This window comes from Nitrosomonas mobilis (assembly GCF_900103035.1).
GTDB lineage: Bacteria > Pseudomonadota > Gammaproteobacteria > Burkholderiales > Nitrosomonadaceae > Nitrosomonas > Nitrosomonas mobilis.
In genome coordinates this window covers 1-19,226 of sequence record NZ_FMWO01000037.1, presented here as the reverse complement: position 1 = coordinate 19,226, position 19,226 = coordinate 1, and the positions used below count along the sequence as shown (strand labels likewise).

Annotated in this window: 17 protein-coding genes and 3 pseudogenes; 13 read left to right on the top strand and 7 right to left on the bottom strand. The window is 48.8% G+C overall.

Features of this window, described 5'->3' with window-relative positions:
- Positions 1–30: 30 nt before the first annotated feature.
- The 13 genes and pseudogenes from NSMM_RS03760 to xerD all read left to right on the top strand — a co-directional run bounded on the left by NSMM_RS03760 (position 31) and on the right by xerD (position 11,045).
- Positions 31–1,818 (top strand): patatin-like phospholipase family protein, encoded by a 1,788-nt coding sequence (locus NSMM_RS03760; RefSeq protein ID WP_176753847.1) that lies wholly within the window; start codon positions 31–33, stop codon positions 1,816–1,818.
- A 282-nt stretch (positions 1,819–2,100) separates the two neighbouring features.
- The gene (locus NSMM_RS03755; RefSeq protein ID WP_218120997.1) at positions 2,101–2,445 is read left to right on the top strand and encodes a galactose oxidase early set domain-containing protein; all 345 of its coding nucleotides are present in this window, start codon (positions 2,101–2,103) and stop codon (positions 2,443–2,445) included.
- 161 nt (positions 2,446–2,606) lie between these two features.
- Positions 2,607–3,386 (top strand): Kazal-type serine protease inhibitor domain protein, encoded by a 780-nt coding sequence (locus NSMM_RS03750; RefSeq protein WP_090284754.1) that lies wholly within the window; start codon positions 2,607–2,609, stop codon positions 3,384–3,386.
- Between the two features lie 79 nt (positions 3,387–3,465).
- Positions 3,466–3,945: a hypothetical protein gene (locus NSMM_RS03745; RefSeq protein ID WP_143001847.1), complete on the top strand. Its 480-nt coding sequence runs from the start codon at positions 3,466–3,468 to the stop codon at positions 3,943–3,945.
- 140 nt (positions 3,946–4,085) lie between these two features.
- On the top strand, positions 4,086–4,301 hold the full coding sequence (locus NSMM_RS03740; protein WP_090284750.1) for a hypothetical protein: 216 nt from the start codon (positions 4,086–4,088) through the stop codon (positions 4,299–4,301).
- A gap of 32 nt (positions 4,302–4,333) precedes the next feature.
- Positions 4,334–5,824, top strand: a complete 1,491-nt coding sequence (locus tag NSMM_RS03735; RefSeq protein ID WP_090284748.1) for a tyrosinase family protein — start codon at positions 4,334–4,336, stop codon at positions 5,822–5,824.
- A 317-nt stretch (positions 5,825–6,141) separates the two neighbouring features.
- A complete protein-coding gene (locus tag NSMM_RS03730; protein WP_090284747.1) occupies positions 6,142–6,369 on the top strand; it encodes a PEGA domain-containing protein in 228 nt (75 codons plus the stop codon).
- A gap of 23 nt (positions 6,370–6,392) precedes the next feature.
- Positions 6,393–7,820 carry a patatin-like phospholipase family protein gene (locus tag NSMM_RS03725; protein ID WP_176753846.1) on the top strand — a complete coding sequence of 476 codons (1,428 nt, stop codon included), beginning with the start codon at positions 6,393–6,395 and terminating at the stop codon, positions 7,818–7,820.
- A gap of 159 nt (positions 7,821–7,979) precedes the next feature.
- Positions 7,980–8,262: pseudogene (locus NSMM_RS03720) on the top strand (transposase); the annotation flags it as partial.
- A 14-nt stretch (positions 8,263–8,276) separates the two neighbouring features.
- Positions 8,277–8,581 (top strand): annotated as a pseudogene (locus tag NSMM_RS16385) (transposase); the annotation flags it as partial.
- Between the two features lie 218 nt (positions 8,582–8,799).
- Entirely contained in the window at positions 8,800–9,633 is an 834-nt protein-coding gene (locus NSMM_RS03710; protein WP_090284741.1) for a cytochrome C assembly family protein, read from the top strand.
- Between the two features lie 9 nt (positions 9,634–9,642).
- Entirely contained in the window at positions 9,643–10,137 is a 495-nt protein-coding gene (locus tag NSMM_RS15535; RefSeq protein ID WP_176753845.1) for a methylated-DNA--[protein]-cysteine S-methyltransferase, read from the top strand.
- A complete protein-coding gene (gene xerD, locus NSMM_RS03700; protein WP_090284739.1) occupies positions 10,134–11,045 on the top strand; it encodes a site-specific tyrosine recombinase XerD in 912 nt (303 codons plus the stop codon). The genes NSMM_RS15535 and xerD overlap by 4 nt, the downstream gene beginning before the upstream one ends.
- A 38-nt stretch (positions 11,046–11,083) precedes the next feature.
- On the opposite strand, the gene NSMM_RS03695 is transcribed toward xerD, so the two are convergent.
- The 7 genes and pseudogenes from NSMM_RS03695 to NSMM_RS03665 all read right to left on the bottom strand — a co-directional run bounded on the left by NSMM_RS03695 (position 11,084) and on the right by NSMM_RS03665 (position 19,132).
- Complete coding sequence (locus NSMM_RS03695; RefSeq protein WP_090284737.1) at positions 11,084–11,677, bottom strand: CBS domain-containing protein; 594 nt, start codon at positions 11,675–11,677, stop codon at positions 11,084–11,086.
- 127 nt (positions 11,678–11,804) lie between these two features.
- Positions 11,805–12,706, bottom strand: a pseudogene (locus NSMM_RS16960) (IS30 family transposase).
- Positions 12,707–12,934: 228 nt separating this feature from the next.
- Entirely contained in the window at positions 12,935–13,504 is a 570-nt protein-coding gene (locus NSMM_RS03685) for a hypothetical protein (RefSeq protein WP_090284735.1), read from the bottom strand.
- Positions 13,505–13,677: 173 nt separating this feature from the next.
- Positions 13,678–14,319, bottom strand: coding sequence for a hypothetical protein (locus NSMM_RS03680; protein ID WP_090284733.1), 642 nt, complete (start codon positions 14,317–14,319; stop codon positions 13,678–13,680).
- A gap of 124 nt (positions 14,320–14,443) precedes the next feature.
- Positions 14,444–16,459, bottom strand: coding sequence for a PKD domain-containing protein (locus NSMM_RS03675; RefSeq protein ID WP_245654667.1), 2,016 nt, complete (start codon positions 16,457–16,459; stop codon positions 14,444–14,446).
- 32 nt (positions 16,460–16,491) lie between these two features.
- Positions 16,492–18,249 carry a Calx-beta domain-containing protein gene (locus NSMM_RS03670; protein WP_176753844.1) on the bottom strand — a complete coding sequence of 586 codons (1,758 nt, stop codon included), beginning with the start codon at positions 18,247–18,249 and terminating at the stop codon, positions 16,492–16,494.
- The gene (locus NSMM_RS03665; protein ID WP_090284727.1) at positions 18,191–19,132 is read right to left on the bottom strand and encodes an IS1595 family transposase; all 942 of its coding nucleotides are present in this window, start codon (positions 19,130–19,132) and stop codon (positions 18,191–18,193) included. Before NSMM_RS03665 ends, NSMM_RS03670 begins: the two co-directional genes overlap by 59 nt.
- Positions 19,133–19,226: the final 94 nt, after the last annotated feature.

Here is a 19,226-nt window from a genome sequence, read left to right as displayed (position 1 = left end):
AGTATTCCGGAGAGTTAAAGGGAGGAAATGATGAAAAGCAATCAACGTTTAGGGCTTGCTCTGTCGGGGGGAGGATTTAGGGCGTCATTCTACCATTTAGGTGTTCTTGCGCGTATGGCGGAATTAGGTATGTTGAAGCATGTTGAATCTCTCTCAACCGTATCGGGTGGCTCAATAGTGGGTGCAGCTTATTACCTGTTACTGAAGAACTTGTTGGAATCCAAAACTGACCATGAAATTACCGATTCGGATTATGTTGAGTTGGTGCAAGAATTGGAAAAGCATTTCTTGAGCGCGGTACAAAAAAATTTGCGTATGCGCACTTTTGCAAACCCCCTCAAGAATATACGCATGATCATGCCAAATTATTCCCGATCAGACACCATAGGTGAGTTGTACGAATACCATATTTACCGGCCACTGATAAATGTGGGTAATCGTCGCATACGGATGAGTGATCTATTAATTCAGCCAAGGGGGGTAAAACAGTCTTTCCATCCATGTGATACCGTGAACGGTAACCCCGGACGTAAACACAAGGTACCAGTATTTATGATTAATGCTGCCAGTTTGAATTCTGGTCATAATTGGTACTTTACAGCCATGAGTATGGGAGAAATTCCTCCACGGAATTTAACTTTCCGTGATATCGATAAAAGGGATCGTTATCGGCGCATGCGCTATGACGAGATTACCTCGAGGAGCCCCTACTTTCTATTAGGTAATGCCGTGGCTGCATCAGCGGGTGTGCCTGGGATATTCCCACCCATGGCTATTTCCAATTTATACAAAGATCGTCGCGTGCAACTTGTTGACGGAGGTGTTTATGACAATCAGGGGATTGCAAGCTTATTAGATCTTGATTGCGTATGTAGTGATTTTATCGTCAGCGACGCATCCGGCCAAATTGATGCAATTGATAAACCTCGAACTGATCTGTTATCGGTACTTTTCTCGAGCAGCTCAATTTTGATGAGACGTGTGCGTGAGGAGATAGTCAATAATCTAATGCAGACTCAGGATAAACGCGTTGCTTATTTCCATTTAACGCATGGTTTACCCGCAAGAAAGATCGATTGGGCGCCTAGCGACAAAATAGAGATAGAGGCAGATTATTCGACTTCCCAGTTTAATGTTTCGGAGGAAGCACAGCGTGCATTGTCAAAAATCCGTACAGATTTAGACTCCTTTACTGATGTAGAGGCTGGCTGCCTGGAAGCGGACGGTTATCAGATGTCGAAATCGGAACTTCTAAAATTGAAACCCTATATATCATCTTCATCTCTACAAGGAAACTGGCAATTTAGTCAGTATCAACCGCTGCTAAAAGCAGGCGATCCTAAAACGGTCAACCAGTTGGAGCAGGGCCACTACCGATTTTTCAAGCCACTCATGTATGTAATTAAGAGAGCTACAGGTATTAAACAGTCATTGGGTTTACTGATAGTGAGCTTGCCAGTTATTCTGAGTCTTTTCCTCATTTTATTTCTTATTCATCACGTTCTGGAGAATATACTAGGTATCAACATTTGGAAGATCATTACTGATCAAGAAAGCTTCCAGCAATTCATGTTTGAGGCAGCACCCACCATTTATTTGTTTTTGGTGTTATTTATTCTATCGAAAACTGCTGATGTACTCCTCAAAGGAAGTGGTAAATGGATTAATATCTTCTACAATGTATTGAGGGCTCCAATGAAACTTATCACTGGTTTATTCGTTCGTATTATTTTTCCTGTGATATTTGCTATACCGATTAATATCTATCTCTATACCGTTGACAGATACTTTATTAAGCGCATGTCCTCTAAAAAATAGTACATAGAAATTGGAAGAAATCGTATATCAAGAATGATTGTTTGAATTTGGTCTGATGTTATCGAAGACGTTTCGTAATGGCACCAGGGTGGATTAGGTATTTTGAACTATTGTTGTCCACTCGGCATGCTTTTATGTTACTGGATCACTTTTCCCGAAAAGGAGATGTAGATCGTGAATATAAGACATATATACCTCAGAATGGAGGCAGTACCAAACTATAGTCCTGTTGCCCCAGACGATGCGGAACATCACAAGCACCGTCTTGATTGCATGAGAAACATGGAGCATACAGACGCGACTATTCAACAAGCAGAAGTAGATCGACGCTCACTGGATGCCTTAGCCTACCGTGAATACCTCGATGCCGCCCACGCAGCAGTAAAAAATACACCACTCATTGCTGCAGATATCAATGCAGTGGTGCTGATCGCGCCGATTGCGGTGACGCACCACACCGATGCCGGACAGCGTTATATTAAATTGCCCATCCACTCCCGTACTGCCACCACCGTGGAAACCGTAGCACCGGCACATGGAAATATCGCACCACCCGGATTCTACATGCTCTTTGTAGTGGATAATCAGGGAATTCCGTCAGAGGCAAAGTTTGTAGCGATTTCTTAGTTTTGTAGTTGACGTAGGAAGAAGATAGTACCAATGTGACGTAAACCACGACAGCCATAGATAAGGAGATATTCTTATGGAAAAAAGATAAGAATAAATTTTTACTGCAGAAATCGAGCAAGATACATGGCACGAAATTTAAATTAAGCGAGGTGATTATCATGAAACAACCTAATATGATCAAGCTCTTCTCCATTTTTTTCGGATTATGGTTCTGGTTCAATGCCTTCGGCATGCAGCAAATCGCTCAAGCAGAAACAGCAATAACGAAATACTCGAATACGATCAAAACTGAATATCAGTATGCCGCAAAAGTTGTATGTTCATTATTGCTACCGCACCAGGATGGCAGTTTGGCAAGAGGCACGTACCGTACAGCCGTCAATATTCATAACCCTACCAATAAAAAAATCACTATTGCAGCTAAGGTGGCGCTCGCAACACAGTTTGGTTCCGAGGCAGGTCCCTTTAGTGTTACGCCGTTCAAGGGAGCTACTTTGCAACCAGATGGTGCAGTTGAAATAAATTGCTTTGACATCGCGGGCTATTTTTGTCCGATTGATGGCGTTTGTGTGGATTTTGCGTTCCTGGAGGGATTTTTGGTTGTGAAAAGTCCCGTTCCGCTGGATGTTGTAGGCGTATATACCGCTAGACATACCGATGGAGATGTTGAATCGATCGATGTTGAAACAGTTAAACCACAACAGATTCACGATTCCGTTAAGCTGGGAGCAGCAGAACCAGCCAAGCAGGGAGAGGGAAAACGCATTGACTATCCGCCTAAAGGAAGTCCTGCTTACAGTGACCAGAAACCGAAACAAATGTGTGGTGGAATTGCCGGTTTTCTATGCCCTGAAGGTATGAAATGTGTCGATGATCCTGCAGATAATTGTGATCCTGCTAAAGGAGATGCCGATTGCGCGGGCATCTGCGTAAAATAACTGCAAGTAGGCATAAAAATTAACCCCAACAATAACGGAGACTGTCTCTGTGTTGCTGGATTGTCAAGGACAAGGCGCTATGAAACTATTTGCTGTAGTGCTGATGATGGCTGTTTCGATGTTCATTCAGAGAAGCCCCGCAGCAACGTCTCAGGCGACTTTTAATTTGAAAAACATGACTTGCTACATTACGTTAGCAGACACAAAAAATTGCACAGGAATACCGACGCTTCATTCTGGTGTACTGGCTATTTCGGAAGACGGCACTTTTAAGCTGGAGGCTCGGTACGAAGGATGCTTTATGGTTGAGAACGTAACAAAATCAGGAAAATATGAGGCCTCTCCTTTTGAAGAGATAATGAGTCTTGAACTCCTGACTACCAAGATAACAGGAATGAGAGATACGCCATTAGATTTTCCGAGAACACTGGGATTCGCAAATTTAAATTACGATAAGTTGGATGGATACTTTATAGACCTGTCAGCTGTGATTCGCGCGCGTGGGCGTCATACAGATAATATCAGCACTTCGAAACTGCAATGCGCAGGAGATCACTAACATAGCAAGAAAATGCTGCTCCTTTACCGGCTTGTTAAAAGTTGCAGCGGCTAAGCTGGTAAAGACTAAAGGTTAAGTAAAAGTTCTTTTTTATATGAAGGATAGATCAATTTTCATTATTTAAAAAAGGAGTTCATAACATGGCACACCATAAAGAAATTTTTGAAGGTCGCACTATCGAGATAAAAGACGGCGTCAACTTGTCGATTAATGGGAAGGAAATTGATTGCCATCATGATAGGGTAAAAAATAAGTTTTATTCGAAATATCTACCCTATACCCAATATGATTCGTTATTAGAGCTAGCAAGAGAAATCGCTAAGCACGCCGCCGAATTTTCCCATGCAAAAGACTAATTCAAGCAGACTAAGAGAAGGAGGAAGTTCTCATGGCTATCAGAAAAGATGCAAATACTCTGACTGCTGCTGAACGAGCAGAATTCGTTACCGCCATTCAAACTTTAAAAGCCGAAGGCATCTATGACCGATTTGTTCTCAGGCATGCAAACGCCAGTATGGGTGATATTCATCGATGTCCTGCCTTCCTGCCCTGGCACCGCCGTTTTATTTTTGATCTTGAACTGGAACTTCAGCGTGTTTCTGGCAACCCAAATTTCGGAATACCCTACTGGAACTGGCCATCGGGAGGAACGAATGCCTCCATGTGGAATGACGACTTGCTCGGGGGAAATGGGGACGCTGGTGGAGTCGTTCGCACTGGGCCATTCCGAGCTGGCCAATGGACTGTTATCAACTCCAGCGGATCGCCAGCTGGTCCGTTGATGCGCGAATTTGGACAGAACGGGCTGCCAACCTTACCCTCTCAAGCGGAAATCGATCAAGTTATGGCCATCACGCCATATGATGTACCTCCATGGAACACGAACAGTAATCCAAGCTTCCGTAACCAACTGGAAGGCTGGATTGGCCCCAACCTCCACAACCGTGGCCATGTCTGGGTCGGTGGCTCTATGCTGCCGATGACTTCGCCGAATGATCCGGTCTTCTTCATGCATCATTGTATGGTCGACAAGATCTGGCATGAGTGGCAATTACGCTTCCCTAATCAAGGCTATCTTCCAGCAAATGGTGGTCCTTTTGGACAAAACCTAACCGATCCTATGGGTAGTACCCCTTCAGGACAAATCGGGTCGCGTCCTATCGATGTCCTTGACAGTGCAGCCTTGGGTATTATTTATGACAGCGCAGCCCCTCAGCCTCAGCCTCAGCCTCAGCCTCAGCCACTTCTCATTGTGGTTGGAGCCAATCCAACGCAGGCTGATATCTCAACACCGGGAGAAGCTGACGTTTTTCGCTTCGACGTCCCGACCTTCGGTCCCCATACGATGTTCACCACCGGACCATCCGATACTTTCATGACGCTCTTTGGCCCCAATGATCGGAATGTCGAAGTGGCTTCAGATGATGATGCAGGTGAAAATTTTAATGCACAAATCACGCGGAATCTCTCTGCGGGTACTTACTATCTGCGTATTCGTCTTTATAGCCCGAATGCCACAGGAAATTATGCGGTTGGCGTACGCTCCGATGGAGCTGGCCCCAGCCCCATTCCCGAACTTATTGTAGATGGAGTGAGTATCAATGCAGCTATTTCTGCAGCGAATGAAAGCGATGTGTACCGATTCAATATAACGACTGAAAATACCTATACTATTGAAACAAGTGGAGCAACGGATACCTTTATGACCTTGCACGGGCCGAATAGCCAGATACCGGAAATTGACAGAAATGACGACGGAGGGTCTTCCTTAAATGCTCGAATCCGTCGCCAGATGTCGCCTGGTGAGTACTTCATTCGTGTAAGACACTTCTCGCCCTTAGGGACTGGGTCCTATTCCATTCGGGTAATCCGAGGGTGATATTGGGAGCGATAGAAAAATATAGGTGGGGCAGCGAGTTTCGTTTGATCTTGAGTCTGGATTGCCCGTCCAATGGCTTATCTTTACCTATAAACTATTTTCAGTAGTAAGGGGGTGATATAGAAAATTCGCCGAAATTGCACAACAAAGTATAACTTAAAGCCTTTAATCGGCACCCAAAAACATTAAACTGAAAATATTTATAGGCATTATTTTTATCAATGAAGCAACGATGAGATTGCCATACCGAGCGCGATAGACTCAACTTGTCAATCTATAAAACTGTAGCCACATCGTCGATGGAAAGAGGGAAAAATATGGCACTTGAATATGTTATCGTGACTTTTCCGACACAACGGCTGGTGTATATCGACAACGTGAGTAGCGGTCATACTAATGAGAAGCTGCGCGTGGATACCGGCACTCATGTATTCGATCTGGGCGAATACGCCAATTATGAGCCCAGATCGCAGGAAGTGCTGATCGCAGAAACAACAGTATCCGATCCAATCCAAATCATTTTTACCAAAAAGCTAGGCGCCTAATGGTCACGCAATATTACCAAGGTATGGCCATTCTCATTTGCACGCTGCTGCTGGCAGCATGCTCGTCCTTTCCTCCTAATCCTCCGCTTGCTAAATACGATCCGGCTGCCGGCTACCGATTCGATCAGCTGGAGCAAGGTACGAACAGCGACGAATTATTCGTTATCCTCAGTTTCTCAGGTGGCGGCATGCGGGCAGCGGCTTTGTCTTTCGGCGTAATGGAAGCTCTACGTGATACGCTGATTGACTGGGATCAACGCAAGGTCTCACTCCTGGATGAGGTAGACGTGATTTCCTCTATTTCTGGCGGCAGCTTTCCAGCGGCATACTATGCACTGTATGGCTCGCGGATCTTTGACGAATTTCCAGATAAATTCCTTTATCGCCCAATTCAGTCAGATCTGCTCATGCAGTTTTTTCGACCCTATAATCTAGTTAAACTCGCATCGCCGAGTTTCGGGCGCAGCGATCTGGCTGCCGAATTCTACAACCATAAAGTATTCAGTGGCGGCACTTATGCCGACGTGATCAAGCGTGGTCGGCGTCCTTTCGTCATTCTGAATGCGACTGATATGAGCAAAGGCACGCAGTTTTCCTTCGTTCAGGATCAGTTTGATTTGCTTTGTTCGAACTTAAGCGGAGTACCGCTGGCACGGGCCGTTGCTGCATCTTCAGCGTATCCAGGAGGGCTCACGCCACTTACTTTTCAGAACTACGCCGGATCATGCCAATACCGACAGCCGAAGTGGGTCGAGCTTGCTGCAAAAGACCACGCCTCACGCATCAACCCTCGCCGCACAGCGCGTGCCGAGGAGCGACTATCGTTGACGGCTGAAGGAGCCGAGCGGCGCGACTATATCCACCTAACCGATGGCGGTGTGGCTGACAATCTAGGCTTGCGCGGACCACTGATGGCTATCACCTCTACCAACTATTCATGGAGCGTGTTGCAGATGCTAAATGATAAAAAAGTAAACAAGCTGGTGGTCATCACAGTCAACGCCGCTACAGATCCCGCCACGAAGCGCGACAAAACGCCAAATATTCCTGGGCTTATCGATACGCTCACAACTGCAGCAACGGTTCCGCTGGATAATTATTCTTTCGACACACTGGAGCTTCTCACTGCTACCGTGAGAGAGTTCAACCAAGAGGCACAGCTCATCGAGAGCTGCGAAAAACTTGCGGCAACGAAGGGCGAGCAATGTGCGCTGGATATACAGATGCCGCATCGTGTCAAACTGTTCCCAGTGCGAATATCATTCGATTACATCAGCGATGCCGAGGAGCGCGCCTGGTTCAAGAACATTCCAACCAGCTTCGAATTGCCGCGCAAAACCACCGACCGGCTTCGGGCTATTGGTCGTAAGCTGCTCAGCGAGGATCCCTTCTTCAAGAAATTGATGCAAGAACTTCAAATTTGTTTGTCGAGCAGCAAGGATATTTGTTGATTCGTTACTATAGTACCCGCCAGAAAACCTCATTTTTTTACGAAGGGTCTACCCGCTTTTTAAGTAGCGCGAATGAAATGCTGTGCGGCGATTGGCGTAAAAAAGCTTCTGGCTGGACTTTTCGGCAACTATTACAAAAAACAGGCTTTTTGTCTGAAGTTTGATCTGTTTATCGCGACCTATGAAACCAGGTACCCAAAGGCTGCACTGACATTACAAAAGGATCGTGAAGAGCTGCTGGCATTTTATGATTACCAGCAGCTCATTGGCAAAGCCTGAGAACAGCAAATCCGATTGAATCGACCTTTGGTACGATACGTCATCGGACAAAACGATCAAAAGGATGCCCAACTCGTGAAGGCATGCTGCACATGATATTCAAACTATCGGAATGCGCAGAGAAAACTGGCGAGAGCAACGTGGATTTGAACATCTTGCCGAGTCACTATGGGAGTGAAATATCTTGAGGATTCTTCTGAACCGAACTGTCCGGCCTGCCATGCAGATCGCCCTTATCGTTGGGGGCGGCACCAAGCAGGGTTACAACGTTCTCGCTGTTGCGCGTGCAAGCACATATTCACGGCCATTCCGGGAACCTCTTTGGCTCGTCTACGGTATAGGAACAGTGGTTGAATTACAGCGCAACGTTGATTGAAGACTTGCCCGTGCGAGCGGACGTCAGGCGATGCGGAATAGACAAAAATACCAGTTTTCGCTGGCGTCATCGGTTTCTGACTTTGCCGGTAACTACTACAGCCAATCGCTGGACTCCGGCCGCTCTCGAACGAGAAAATCAGTTTCAACGTTTAATGCAGACACGGCTTAAAATTTTGCCATGAGGTAATGATCAGTTCAGCTTTAATAGCTGATAAACTAAACACTTTAATCTATACCTAGAATAGCATACCACTCCTTGCGAGGAATGCCTTGAAGGCGCCAGTGTGCTTACTTTGCCGTTTATCTATCTATTTGTCGACGCATGCTCAGTACTTTAACTTATCTTCTTGCCGCAACGCTTTATGGATTGGCTGGATGGTATTTTTGGCGCGCAACAAACAGGCAGGTACCTGAAACACAAATCCGTGGGGCAAATGTCAAATCAGCACAACTCATGTTGTTGGTACCGCTGGTGCTGCATGGTTCGATTCTTTATCAGTCGATCTTTGTGGATGGGTTGCTCAGTTTTGGCGTGGGGAATGCGATTTCAGCAATTGTCTGGTTTGCCGCACTTATCTATTGGCTGTCCGGATTTTTATCTGCGCTGCAAGGTTTGCAGAATCTGATAACGCCCATTTCGTTCATTGCCGCAGTGGCGGTTTTGATGCCACTTCTGTTTCCAATTGCACATCCTCTGACGCATACCAAGCTTGTGGTATTTAAGGCGCACTTGCTGGCAGCAATGCTCGCCTATGGTTTTTTCACAATTGCCGCACTGCATGCATTGCTGATGACTGCACTGGAACGTCATCTGCATCAATCTACAGGATCATCATTATTCAGCCGCCTGCCGCCGCTGCTGGTCATGGAGAAAATGCTGTTCCGGCTGGTCTGGGTCGGTTTCATTCTGCTGAGTCTGACATTATCCAGTGGTATTTTTTTCTCACAAGAAATATTCGGACAATCACTAACCTTCACGCATAAAACCCTGTTCGGCATCATTTCCTGGGTTATTTTCGCAGCACTGCTTGCAGGTAGACATTTTTACGGCTGGCGGGGTCGCACCGCCATTCGCTGGACACTGACCGGGTTCGTCATCCTACTGCTTGCCTATGTCGGTAGTAAATTTGTGTTGGAAGTTATTCTGAGTCGGTAACTCCTACCGGTGAAAAAATCTAAATCAGCAGCCGATCACGCGATATACCAAGCCAAGGTGCTGACCCCATTCGCAGTATTGGGCATCAAAACCGATGCGGAGTGGCTAACGGACATCAACTATCTGCCACTGGATACACCCGTGCTACCACCCGTCAACGAACTAGCTGCTGAAGTTTTTCGCCAGCTGCAAGCCTATCTTCAAAACCCGCGCATAACGTTTGATTTGCCCATGCACATCAGCGGCACACAACATCAACGAAGAGTCTGGCAGCAGATTCAGGCGATTCCATCTGGCGCAACCCGCAGCTATGCAGAATTTGCCAGCCTGCTGCACAGTAGCCCGCGTGCCGTTGGACAGGCATGTGGCGCGAATCGATTACCGATTGTAATTCCCTGTCATCGCGTCATTGCCAAGAACGGTAAATTAGGGGGATTCATGCATGCCAGTGAGGGCATGCCACTCATGATCAAGCAATGGCTGCTGTCGCATGAATACGAATGAGTATAGCTGAAGACAATGCCAGATTGCTCGATGAGTTTACCGATGCGCTATGGCTGGAAGATGGTCTGTCGCGCAATACTATCAACAGTTATCGTACAGATTTACTAAAATTGAGCAGGTGGCTGATTGAGAATCTCCATACAGATGGGGGGTTTTCCAGTGTCACACAGGCAGATCTGCTGGCTTTTTTGTCGAGCGGAATCGTGCAAGGTGCCAAGGCGAGCACCGCAAGCCGTGCGCTTTCCTGCATGCGGCGTTTCTACCGGTATTTGCTGCGGCAGGGCAAAATCAAGCTGAACCCGACCCTCAATATTGATAGTCCCAAGATTCCCCGTTATCTGCCCGAAACCCTGTCTGAAGCAGAAGTCGAAATGCTGCTCGCCGCTCCTGATATTCAGCTGCCTTTGGGGCTGCGTGACCGCGCCATGCTGGAACTGCTCTATGCCACCGGACTGCGCGTCTCTGAACTAGTCGATTTACAGATTTCGCAGGTACGGCAGGATATGGGAATCGTGCATATTCTGGGTAAGGGTAACAAGGAGCGCCTGGTACCGCTTGGTGAAGAAGCACTGCACTGGCTGATGCAGTATTTGCAGCAAGCGCGCCCGGATATACTCGGCGACAAACATAGCAGCAAGCTTTTTGTAACAATTCATGGTGCAGCTATGACCCGCCAGGCATTCTGGTATCTGATCAAACGCCATGCGTTACGAGCGGGTATCGACAAACCCCTCTCGCCACACACCCTGCGCCATGCATTCGCTACTCATTTACTCAACCATGGCGCGGATTTGCGGGTGGTACAGCTTTTGCTCGGCCACACTGACATCTCCACCACGCAGATTTATACGCATGTTGCAAGTGAACGACTCAAGCAGTTACATGCCAAGCACCATCCGCGCGGATAGCGGCGGTTTATTGGGGACGGAGGGTTTTCGGGCGGGCACTAACTAGCAGCCAGCCTCGCTTCAATCTCCGCAAATGTCTTGGCAACTTCTGTTGGGATAATGGTCGTACCCAACTGTTTCTCAATCTGAGTCAATGAAAAAATACCACAGATCGTCGGGGGTATGTCATTCACACCCTTTTCAATCACCAGCGCATGCTGTCTGCCGCTCTCGCGTAAGCTGGAGACAACATCACCCACCTTGGCACGTGCCACTTCTTCAATCGCGATCGCTTCCAGATTATTAAGAGGCGTCATAATATCGGATACCAGAATTTCATTATGCTTGACACGCCGCTCTTGGATAAAACGCAGTGGCTTCTCGCCAAGAATATCTGATGCAGTAATAAGTCCTATCAGCGTATGGTCCTGATTCACTACAAATAATGAACGCACGCCGTGTTGCATCATATAGGCATTGGCTAATTCCATAGCCACATTTGGCGCAGTGATGGCGGCATTAACCTGCCGAAAATTAGTCATTACATCCAGTGCCGGCGATTCCAGAACTACATGTTCAGGCGCAGGCGCTTGAAATATTCTAACAGTACCCGTTAGATTCTGTGCGGGCAGGGGGTGATAGTTACTCGTCATGTCATTCTCCACCGCTGGTTGATAGGTGTATAGGAAAAATAAACTACCTTTCCCATGCCCTCTGAATGTACTGAAAGCTGGCTCGGTTGTCAAACACGGTGATAATCGATCAAAAAATGACGCGGATTCAGCTTTGAAGTACAACGCCTAATGGTGGTTTGGCGTAGCACACTGCCTTCCCGAAGAAGACCTCAAACGGGATTCTGAATCCAAGCATTTTGCGTAGTCGATGGTTGATTTATCTACTGCCCGCTGTACTTGTTCCTGGGCAGCTTCGGCCAATTCCATTCCCTTGGGGAAATATTGTCGCAGTAGTCTATTGCTGTTCACATCCAAGCCACGTTCCCATGAGTGGTAGGGATGGGCGAAATCAACATCCGCATCGAGTTCCGCCGCGATGGTTTCATGCTCCGCAAACTCTTTCTCGTTGCCGAATGTCATGGTGTAGCACTTGCCTTTATGGGAGTACCAGTAGCCGCGTTACTGGCGCCGCCACATCCGATGCATGTTTGTCAGGCACCTGGGCTGCCAGAATGTAGCGCGACCTCCTCTCGGCTAATGTGACCAATGTGCCTCAGTGGTTCTTGCCGATCGCGGTGTCGCCTCCCCAGTCGCCTATGCGGTTCTTCTGATCCACAATCACCGGATGCTCGTCAATGCGTGCCCGGCTTTTGATCGTGCCCCGGCGTTCTTGACCACTCGCGTAACGTTTCCTGCATAGCTTTTGACAGCACAAGTGTCGCCATAGGTCGCCACCACGGCGCTTGTCTGCATAAATGTGCAGTAGATCAATTCATGGCTGATCCGCAGCCCGCTCTTCCAGAGCAAGCCGCTGAGACGCTCGTTCCGCAATTCCTGCGCCTGCCTGGGACGCCAGCCACGCAGCCCCTTGTCCCGCCCAAATTCACGGGAAATCGTCAACTTGTGCACGCCCACTTCATCCGCAATTTACGATTGGCTCAAACCTGCCTTCTTCAAGCCAGAAATTTGGTATCGTTGCTCAGTGGTGAGCTGCTTGTAGTGCTTCATCTGTGCTCCGTTTTTTTTGTAATGTTTGCCGAAAAAGTCCAGCCAGAAGTTTTTTTTACACCTATCGTTGTGTCGTATTTTATTTGCGCTGCTTAAAAAACAGACAGCGCTCTCATAAAAGATGAGGTTTTCTGGTGGGCACTAAATTGGCGCACAAGTCGGTGCAAAGCCGCACCGTGCATTTTTAGGGGCACCATCAAATCTAGTCTACCTGAAACAGCCGTTGAATTAATCATCTATCAGAATATGTCCAAATAATGCAAATATCCCGATCGCTATGCCGGTAAAAAACTGCGCGTGCACCAGATAGGAAAACTGTTTCAGTTCAGCAGGACTATAACGCCAGGTCAGAAACAGACCAAACAACCCCTGCCATACAACCAGAATCAGAGCAGCCGGGAAAAAGAGAATATGCGTATATCTGGAAAACCCTATCAGGGCTATATGGAGCAGAATAACCGAGATAGCAGCGATCCCGACAAAAACATGTGTGCGGTTTAAAACTACAAGCAACTGATTTAAAAATGAAGAATTCATTGGCGGTAAGCAGTCCGGTAGCAATCGTTTCGCCAGCTTTCCCTCTCCCAGCATAAGCTTTAAGAAAGTACAGAAATAAATAAAAATCAGGATAACCAGAGCAGCGTTACCGAAACCCTCACCAATTTCAGCCATGAAGGTTTCTTTTTCTTCTATCACCGGGTAAACCGAATAGGCATACATGAAATAAGCCAGGGAAGCCCAAAATATAATGGCTGTATAGATCAGGATACCTTTAATCGGTCTTAAGGATTGCCACATACAAATTCGTTTCCTGGCCCGAACGCTGTCCACATTTTTTAACAAACAACTCATTGCTGGTATACGCATTCTGCCCGACAATCACCCCTCTGCAGTAAACAGGCAAATCAGGAGCGGGGCGAGCATTCCCATCAGTCCATTCCTGATTTGCCGTTTTCTGCTACACGGTTGATTCAGCCCGACCGTTTTCTTCCCTCCCAGAAAGCAAAAATTCCCACTAGGAACAGCGCAAGCATGCCCGGTTCAGGCACGCTTTGTGACTGACCTTCACCAGCCAACTGAAAGGAAAGCTCCGCAGTTTCATCAGGAAACCAGCCCTGACTATCACCAAAAAAACTCCCCAATTGCCCGAAACCGCTACCCAATGATCCGACCGTCCAGAACCACTCTTCTGCCTCTTGTGAAATGGACAGAAAATGTGTGTCAGCTGTCAACGTGAGAGCTGAGTCGAGCGTCTGTTCAAAACGGAAAATATCCCGGTTTTCATTATCAATATCGAAGGTTGCGGTTTTGGCAATTGATCCAGCCAAATTTGTCCAACTTCCGAGGCTAGTACCAATTCTAACCAGAAAATCATCGGCGCCGGCATCTGATCCCCACCATACGATAGAAGTTAGATTTACGGCGCCCGGCAGAACAAATGACTCGGCATTCTCGTAACCACCGTTGACACTGGATAAAAAGCCATCACTATTCGCAAGATAGGGTTGGTTGACCAGTACCGCACTAGTGGCGAGCGGGTTGAAACCAAACAGCAGCATACTCAGCGCGACGGTGGAAAAAAAGTACTTTGGGGCATTGCGTAAATTGATCATGATTAATCCTTTTAAGTTGTACTGATTACACACTATTAAAATAGAAGACACCACACTTCAAACTAGAATTCACCTCCTCAGATCAGCCATGCAGACTGCTCTGAGGAGGTGACATTCAGCAAAATTACCCGATATCACCGACACCAACCAGCGAGATTTCAAATGTTGGCTCGATCCAGTCGATCAGATAATCGCTGCCATAGAGCTTGCCACTCGCATCCGCAAAAATATCGGTTGCAAATTCGCCGCTGGTAGAAGCAAGCCCGCCAAAGCTAAACTCGCCACCATCATATGCACCGGCGTTGAATTCCACTGCGGTAAATTTGGCTTCCGAAGCAACACTGACCAATTGTTTGCCATTTGATGTATCCGCTACAAATGTCGTTTCACCGACAACATCACCATCCGCATCAAAGAGGCGCAACCGGCCGGATTCACTGAATATGCTGCTCTCATCGTTACTAAACAGACGACTGAGGCTGACAGTGACTGCCGATGCCGCCTGCGTGAATTCAAAACGCAAGGTCTCGGTACCATCCAGTTCCTGTGCAATAGAACTGGTAGCCACACTGCGGCCGCTGACACCAAGATCGCCCGCATAAAGATCACCACCCGCCAGAAACTGCGTACTCAGAATGCCAGGTGTTACCGCTGACCAGGCTTCATTTGGATTGCCTGCATCCGCCTTATGCACAATCGTGTCAACAACCGGGTCAGACCAGGCATCGACCAATTGGGCGATCTTGGTAATCCGCATCGGTGCATCCCCGATACGAACGGTCTCCACAACCACATCATCATTCACCTGAACTCCCAGACTGCCTGCATTGGTATGTGTGCCATCTTCATCCACGAGGTCCACGCTGATGGTGTTGTTGCCCGGATCTGCATAGGCATGCGTCACCTGACCTGCATTGCTGAATGTATCACTGCTGCCATCGCCCCAGTTGACGATATAGCTCGTCACGGTGTCCTGCCCCGGATCGGTGACTGCACCCAGATCAAGCGTGTAGCTTGCACCCACGTTCACGCTGTCCGCTCCGTGCAGGGCAATTACCGGCGCTACGTTGTTGACGCCGAGCTGGAATTGCTGGGTATCGCTGTCACCCGCTACATCGGTAACGGTGACGCTCACGTTGTGGCTGGCATCTCCATCGGCGAGCAGGCGACTGATGTCGAAGCTGCTGACGCCCGCCTCAACGCTGCCGGTTTCGGCCGCCGAGCCATCACCCCAGTCAACACTGTAGGTCCAGCCATCGTTACCGCTGTCCTCGCCATCACTGAACGTGATGCTGCGGCTGAAGACGCTGCCTTCATCAAGGGTGGCATTGCCCCCCGCATTGACGCTGACATCGGCAGGCGGAATACCGACCGCTATCGTCAGACTGCCTGCATTGGTATGTGTGCCATCTTCATCCACGAGGTCCACGCTGATGGTGTTGTTGCCCGGATCTGCATAGGCATGCGTCACCTGACCTGCATTGCTGAATGTATCACTGCTGCCATCGCCCCAGTTGACGATATAGCTCGTCACGGTGTCCTGCCCCGGATCGGTGACTGCACCCAGATCAAGCGTGTAGCTTGCACCCACGTTCACGCTGTCCGCTCCGTGCAGGGCAATTACCGGCGCTACGTTGTTGACGCCGAGCTGGAATTGCTGGGTGTCGCTGTCACCCGCTACATCGGTAACGGTGACGCTCACGTTGTGGCTGGCATCTCCATCGGCGAGCAGGCGACTGATGTCGAAGCTGCTGACGCCCGCCTCAACGCTGCCGGTTTCGGCCGCCGAGCCATCACCCCAGTCAACACTGTAGGTCCAGCCATCGTTACCGCTGTCCTCGCCATCACTGAACGTGATGCTGCGGCTGAAGACGCTGCCTTCATCTATATTCGCACTATTTCCGACGTTCACCTTGACCCGCCCCGGAGCACCTGGAGCATTACCATCAATAATAGTGATCGTTCCAGTTGCACCAGCTGTTCCATTGGCAATCGCGGCAGTTGGTGTAACCGTTAACGTGAAGGTTTCACTTGGTTCATCAATGGCATCGCCAATGACAGGAATCATCACGGCAGCAAGTGTCTGCCCGGGCAGGAAGGTCACCGTTCCTGTTTGTGACGTGTAATCCTGTCCTCCAATCGCAGCCCCATCCGCCGTTTGATACTGGAAAGTCAGTGTTTGATCGGACGGACGAGACAGATGAATGGCACTGCAACTTCGCGCGCCACGCCATTTGCCCCTTCAACGATTTGCGCATTGCCGATAAACAGTCCAAGATTGTTATCTGCGCCATCGTCATCAAGAATAAAACCGATCGCCTGCAGCGTATTCACTCCGTCCGGAAACACCGCATTTTTGGAGTTGAACAACTCCAGCACCACGCTTTCATCCACTTCGTCAGTGCTATCACCTGCAACGGTAATATTGATCGTGGCGCTGCTTTGCCCAGCACGAATGTAGACAGTGCTCGCTTCTTCCGTATAGTCAATTCCTCCCGTTGCCGTACCCATTCCATCAAGCGTCCGATAGGGAATCTCCACTGTCGTGGTCGCCGGTTCCGACAGCGTCACGACAAATTCCATCTGCCGGCTGCTGCTCGCACCCTCTATCGTTCTGCCACCGGAAAGGCTGATTTCCGGCAGCGAACTACTGGTGTCATCATCCAGAATGACGGCAGTGCCAACCGCACCCGTCACACCGTTGGCAATCGCGGCAGTTGGCGTGAACACCAGATTGAAAAATTCGTTCGCCTCCGCAACCGTATCGCCGATTACCGGCACAGAGACAGCTTTGACCGTTTCACCCGGCAAAAATGTTACCGTACCCGCCTGCGCCTGGTAATCCTGCCCGGCTACGGCCGAGCCATCTGCAGTGGTGTAGTTCAGCGTAACCGAGTCAGTCGAAGGACGTGACAACTGCACTTCGAATACCGCCTGCTTGCCGCCACTGTTGCCTTCCACCACCTGCACCTGGCTGACAAACAGCGCCAGATTGCTGGCACTGCCGTCATCGTCCAGAATCACGCCTGTGGTGCGCAGGGATGGCGCGCCATCCGGAAACACCGCATTTTCGGGGTTGAACAATTCCAGCACCACGCTTTCATCCACTTCGTCGGTGCTATCACCCAAAACCGCAATATTGATCGTGGCGCTGCTTTGCCCGGCATAAATGTAGACAGTGCTCGCTTCTTCCGTATAGTCAATTCCTCCCGTTGCCGTACCCATTCCATCAAGCGTCCGATAGGGAATCCCCACTGTCGTGGTCGCCGGTTCCGACAGTGTCACGACAAACTCCATCTGCCGAGTGCCGCTCGCACCCTCTATCACTGACAATACTGATGCGATCCGGTCAATTGAGATCACCGGTGCAAGGGTATGCTGGTAGGCAGCCACTTCCTTTTCATGAAAAGGAAGTGGCGCATCAAAGGCGTGTGTATAGTGATCCAGATGCCAATTTTGGTATGCGCCGAGATTACCTATGGGCAAAGTTGACGAGGCTACTTTGGCTCCCGTCAGACACCCCAGTAACTGTAAAAAATCCCGACCGATTTCACCCGCAGCCAGCTGACAAGCGTAAATGGAGATTCCGGCATCTTCAGTTAAATCACTGCGCCAATCAGCCAGCTCCTGGCCATGCTGTTCAAGTGCAATGACATCGATTGACTGGCCGGCAAAAATAATTCTTCCTGGCTCGGCATGAGCAACAATCACCATTTCATCGACCGGCGCGTGCAAGGCAATTGCAGTGGATAGCTGAGTAATCGGATCGGAATCATTGCAAAGCGGTATGACTGTATAACCGGATTCAAGGCCAAACAGCAGGCTCTCCACATCAGCAACACCTGAATCGACAAATAATAATTTTTCCTGATTAGCAACGAACGTCAGCCATTCGAATAGAGTGCAAGGGCTGCGGAGTGGTCGAAGCAAATCGTTCGTGCAGTGAGCAAAGATCAAAACACCGGTTGAATCGGTAACTGAAAGCGGCAAGATAGCGAGCGACATACTTGCGGAAGTTGAAAGCATGGTAACAACCCGACAAGCTGGTCTTGAGATTGTCGAGGATAGTGTTGATCCACCGAAACTCGGGAGTCTCCTTTGGTTTGCGTCCGGCGATAACTGTAAAATGGTGGCTACAGCCAATTTTGGTGACGGCACCAAAGCAGGCCAAGGCATCCGAGAATACCGTGCTGCCGGGTGCCAGACAATCCTTTGCCCAGGCTGAAATTGCCTTTAGCGTAAATCCCGAGACTGGGGTAAGCCTCACGCGCAAAGGGTGATCATCTTCAGTCAGAGACACAGTGGCAACAATGGGCACCTTATTCTCTGAACCTCTACCCGCTTTTCCTCCCGCACGCTCTCCACCAAGATAAGCATCATCGACCTGGATTCTGCCATCAAGGACATAGCGCTCCTCACGATTAGCCATCGCCTGCATCAGTTTGTGATGTATCAACCATGCCGTAGGATAGCTCACTCCCAGCTGGCGCTTGAGCGCCAGGGATGACAAACCGGTCTTGGCCTGACTAACCAGATAAATTGCCAAGAACCAGACGGTCAACGGTAGTTTAGTGCCCTGAAAAACTGTCCCGGCAATCAATGAGGTCTGATGTCGGCAGGCTCTGCATTGAAAAACCTTGCGTATACCATCACGTATGACATAGTAAGCAGTACCGTTACAGCGTGGGCAGTGAAACCCATCCGACCAACGGGCAACTTCCAGCGCTTGCTCGCACTGCACCTCCGTACCAAAGCCCTTGAGAAATTCCAGCATCGACAGTCCAGATTGAAATTGAATTCGATTCATCGCCATGATCGATCACTCCTTGTATCATTTAACAGCCATGACTTTTATGTCGCAACAAACTCGTCAGACAAATCTTGCTGACGTTCGTTGCTAATCAGGT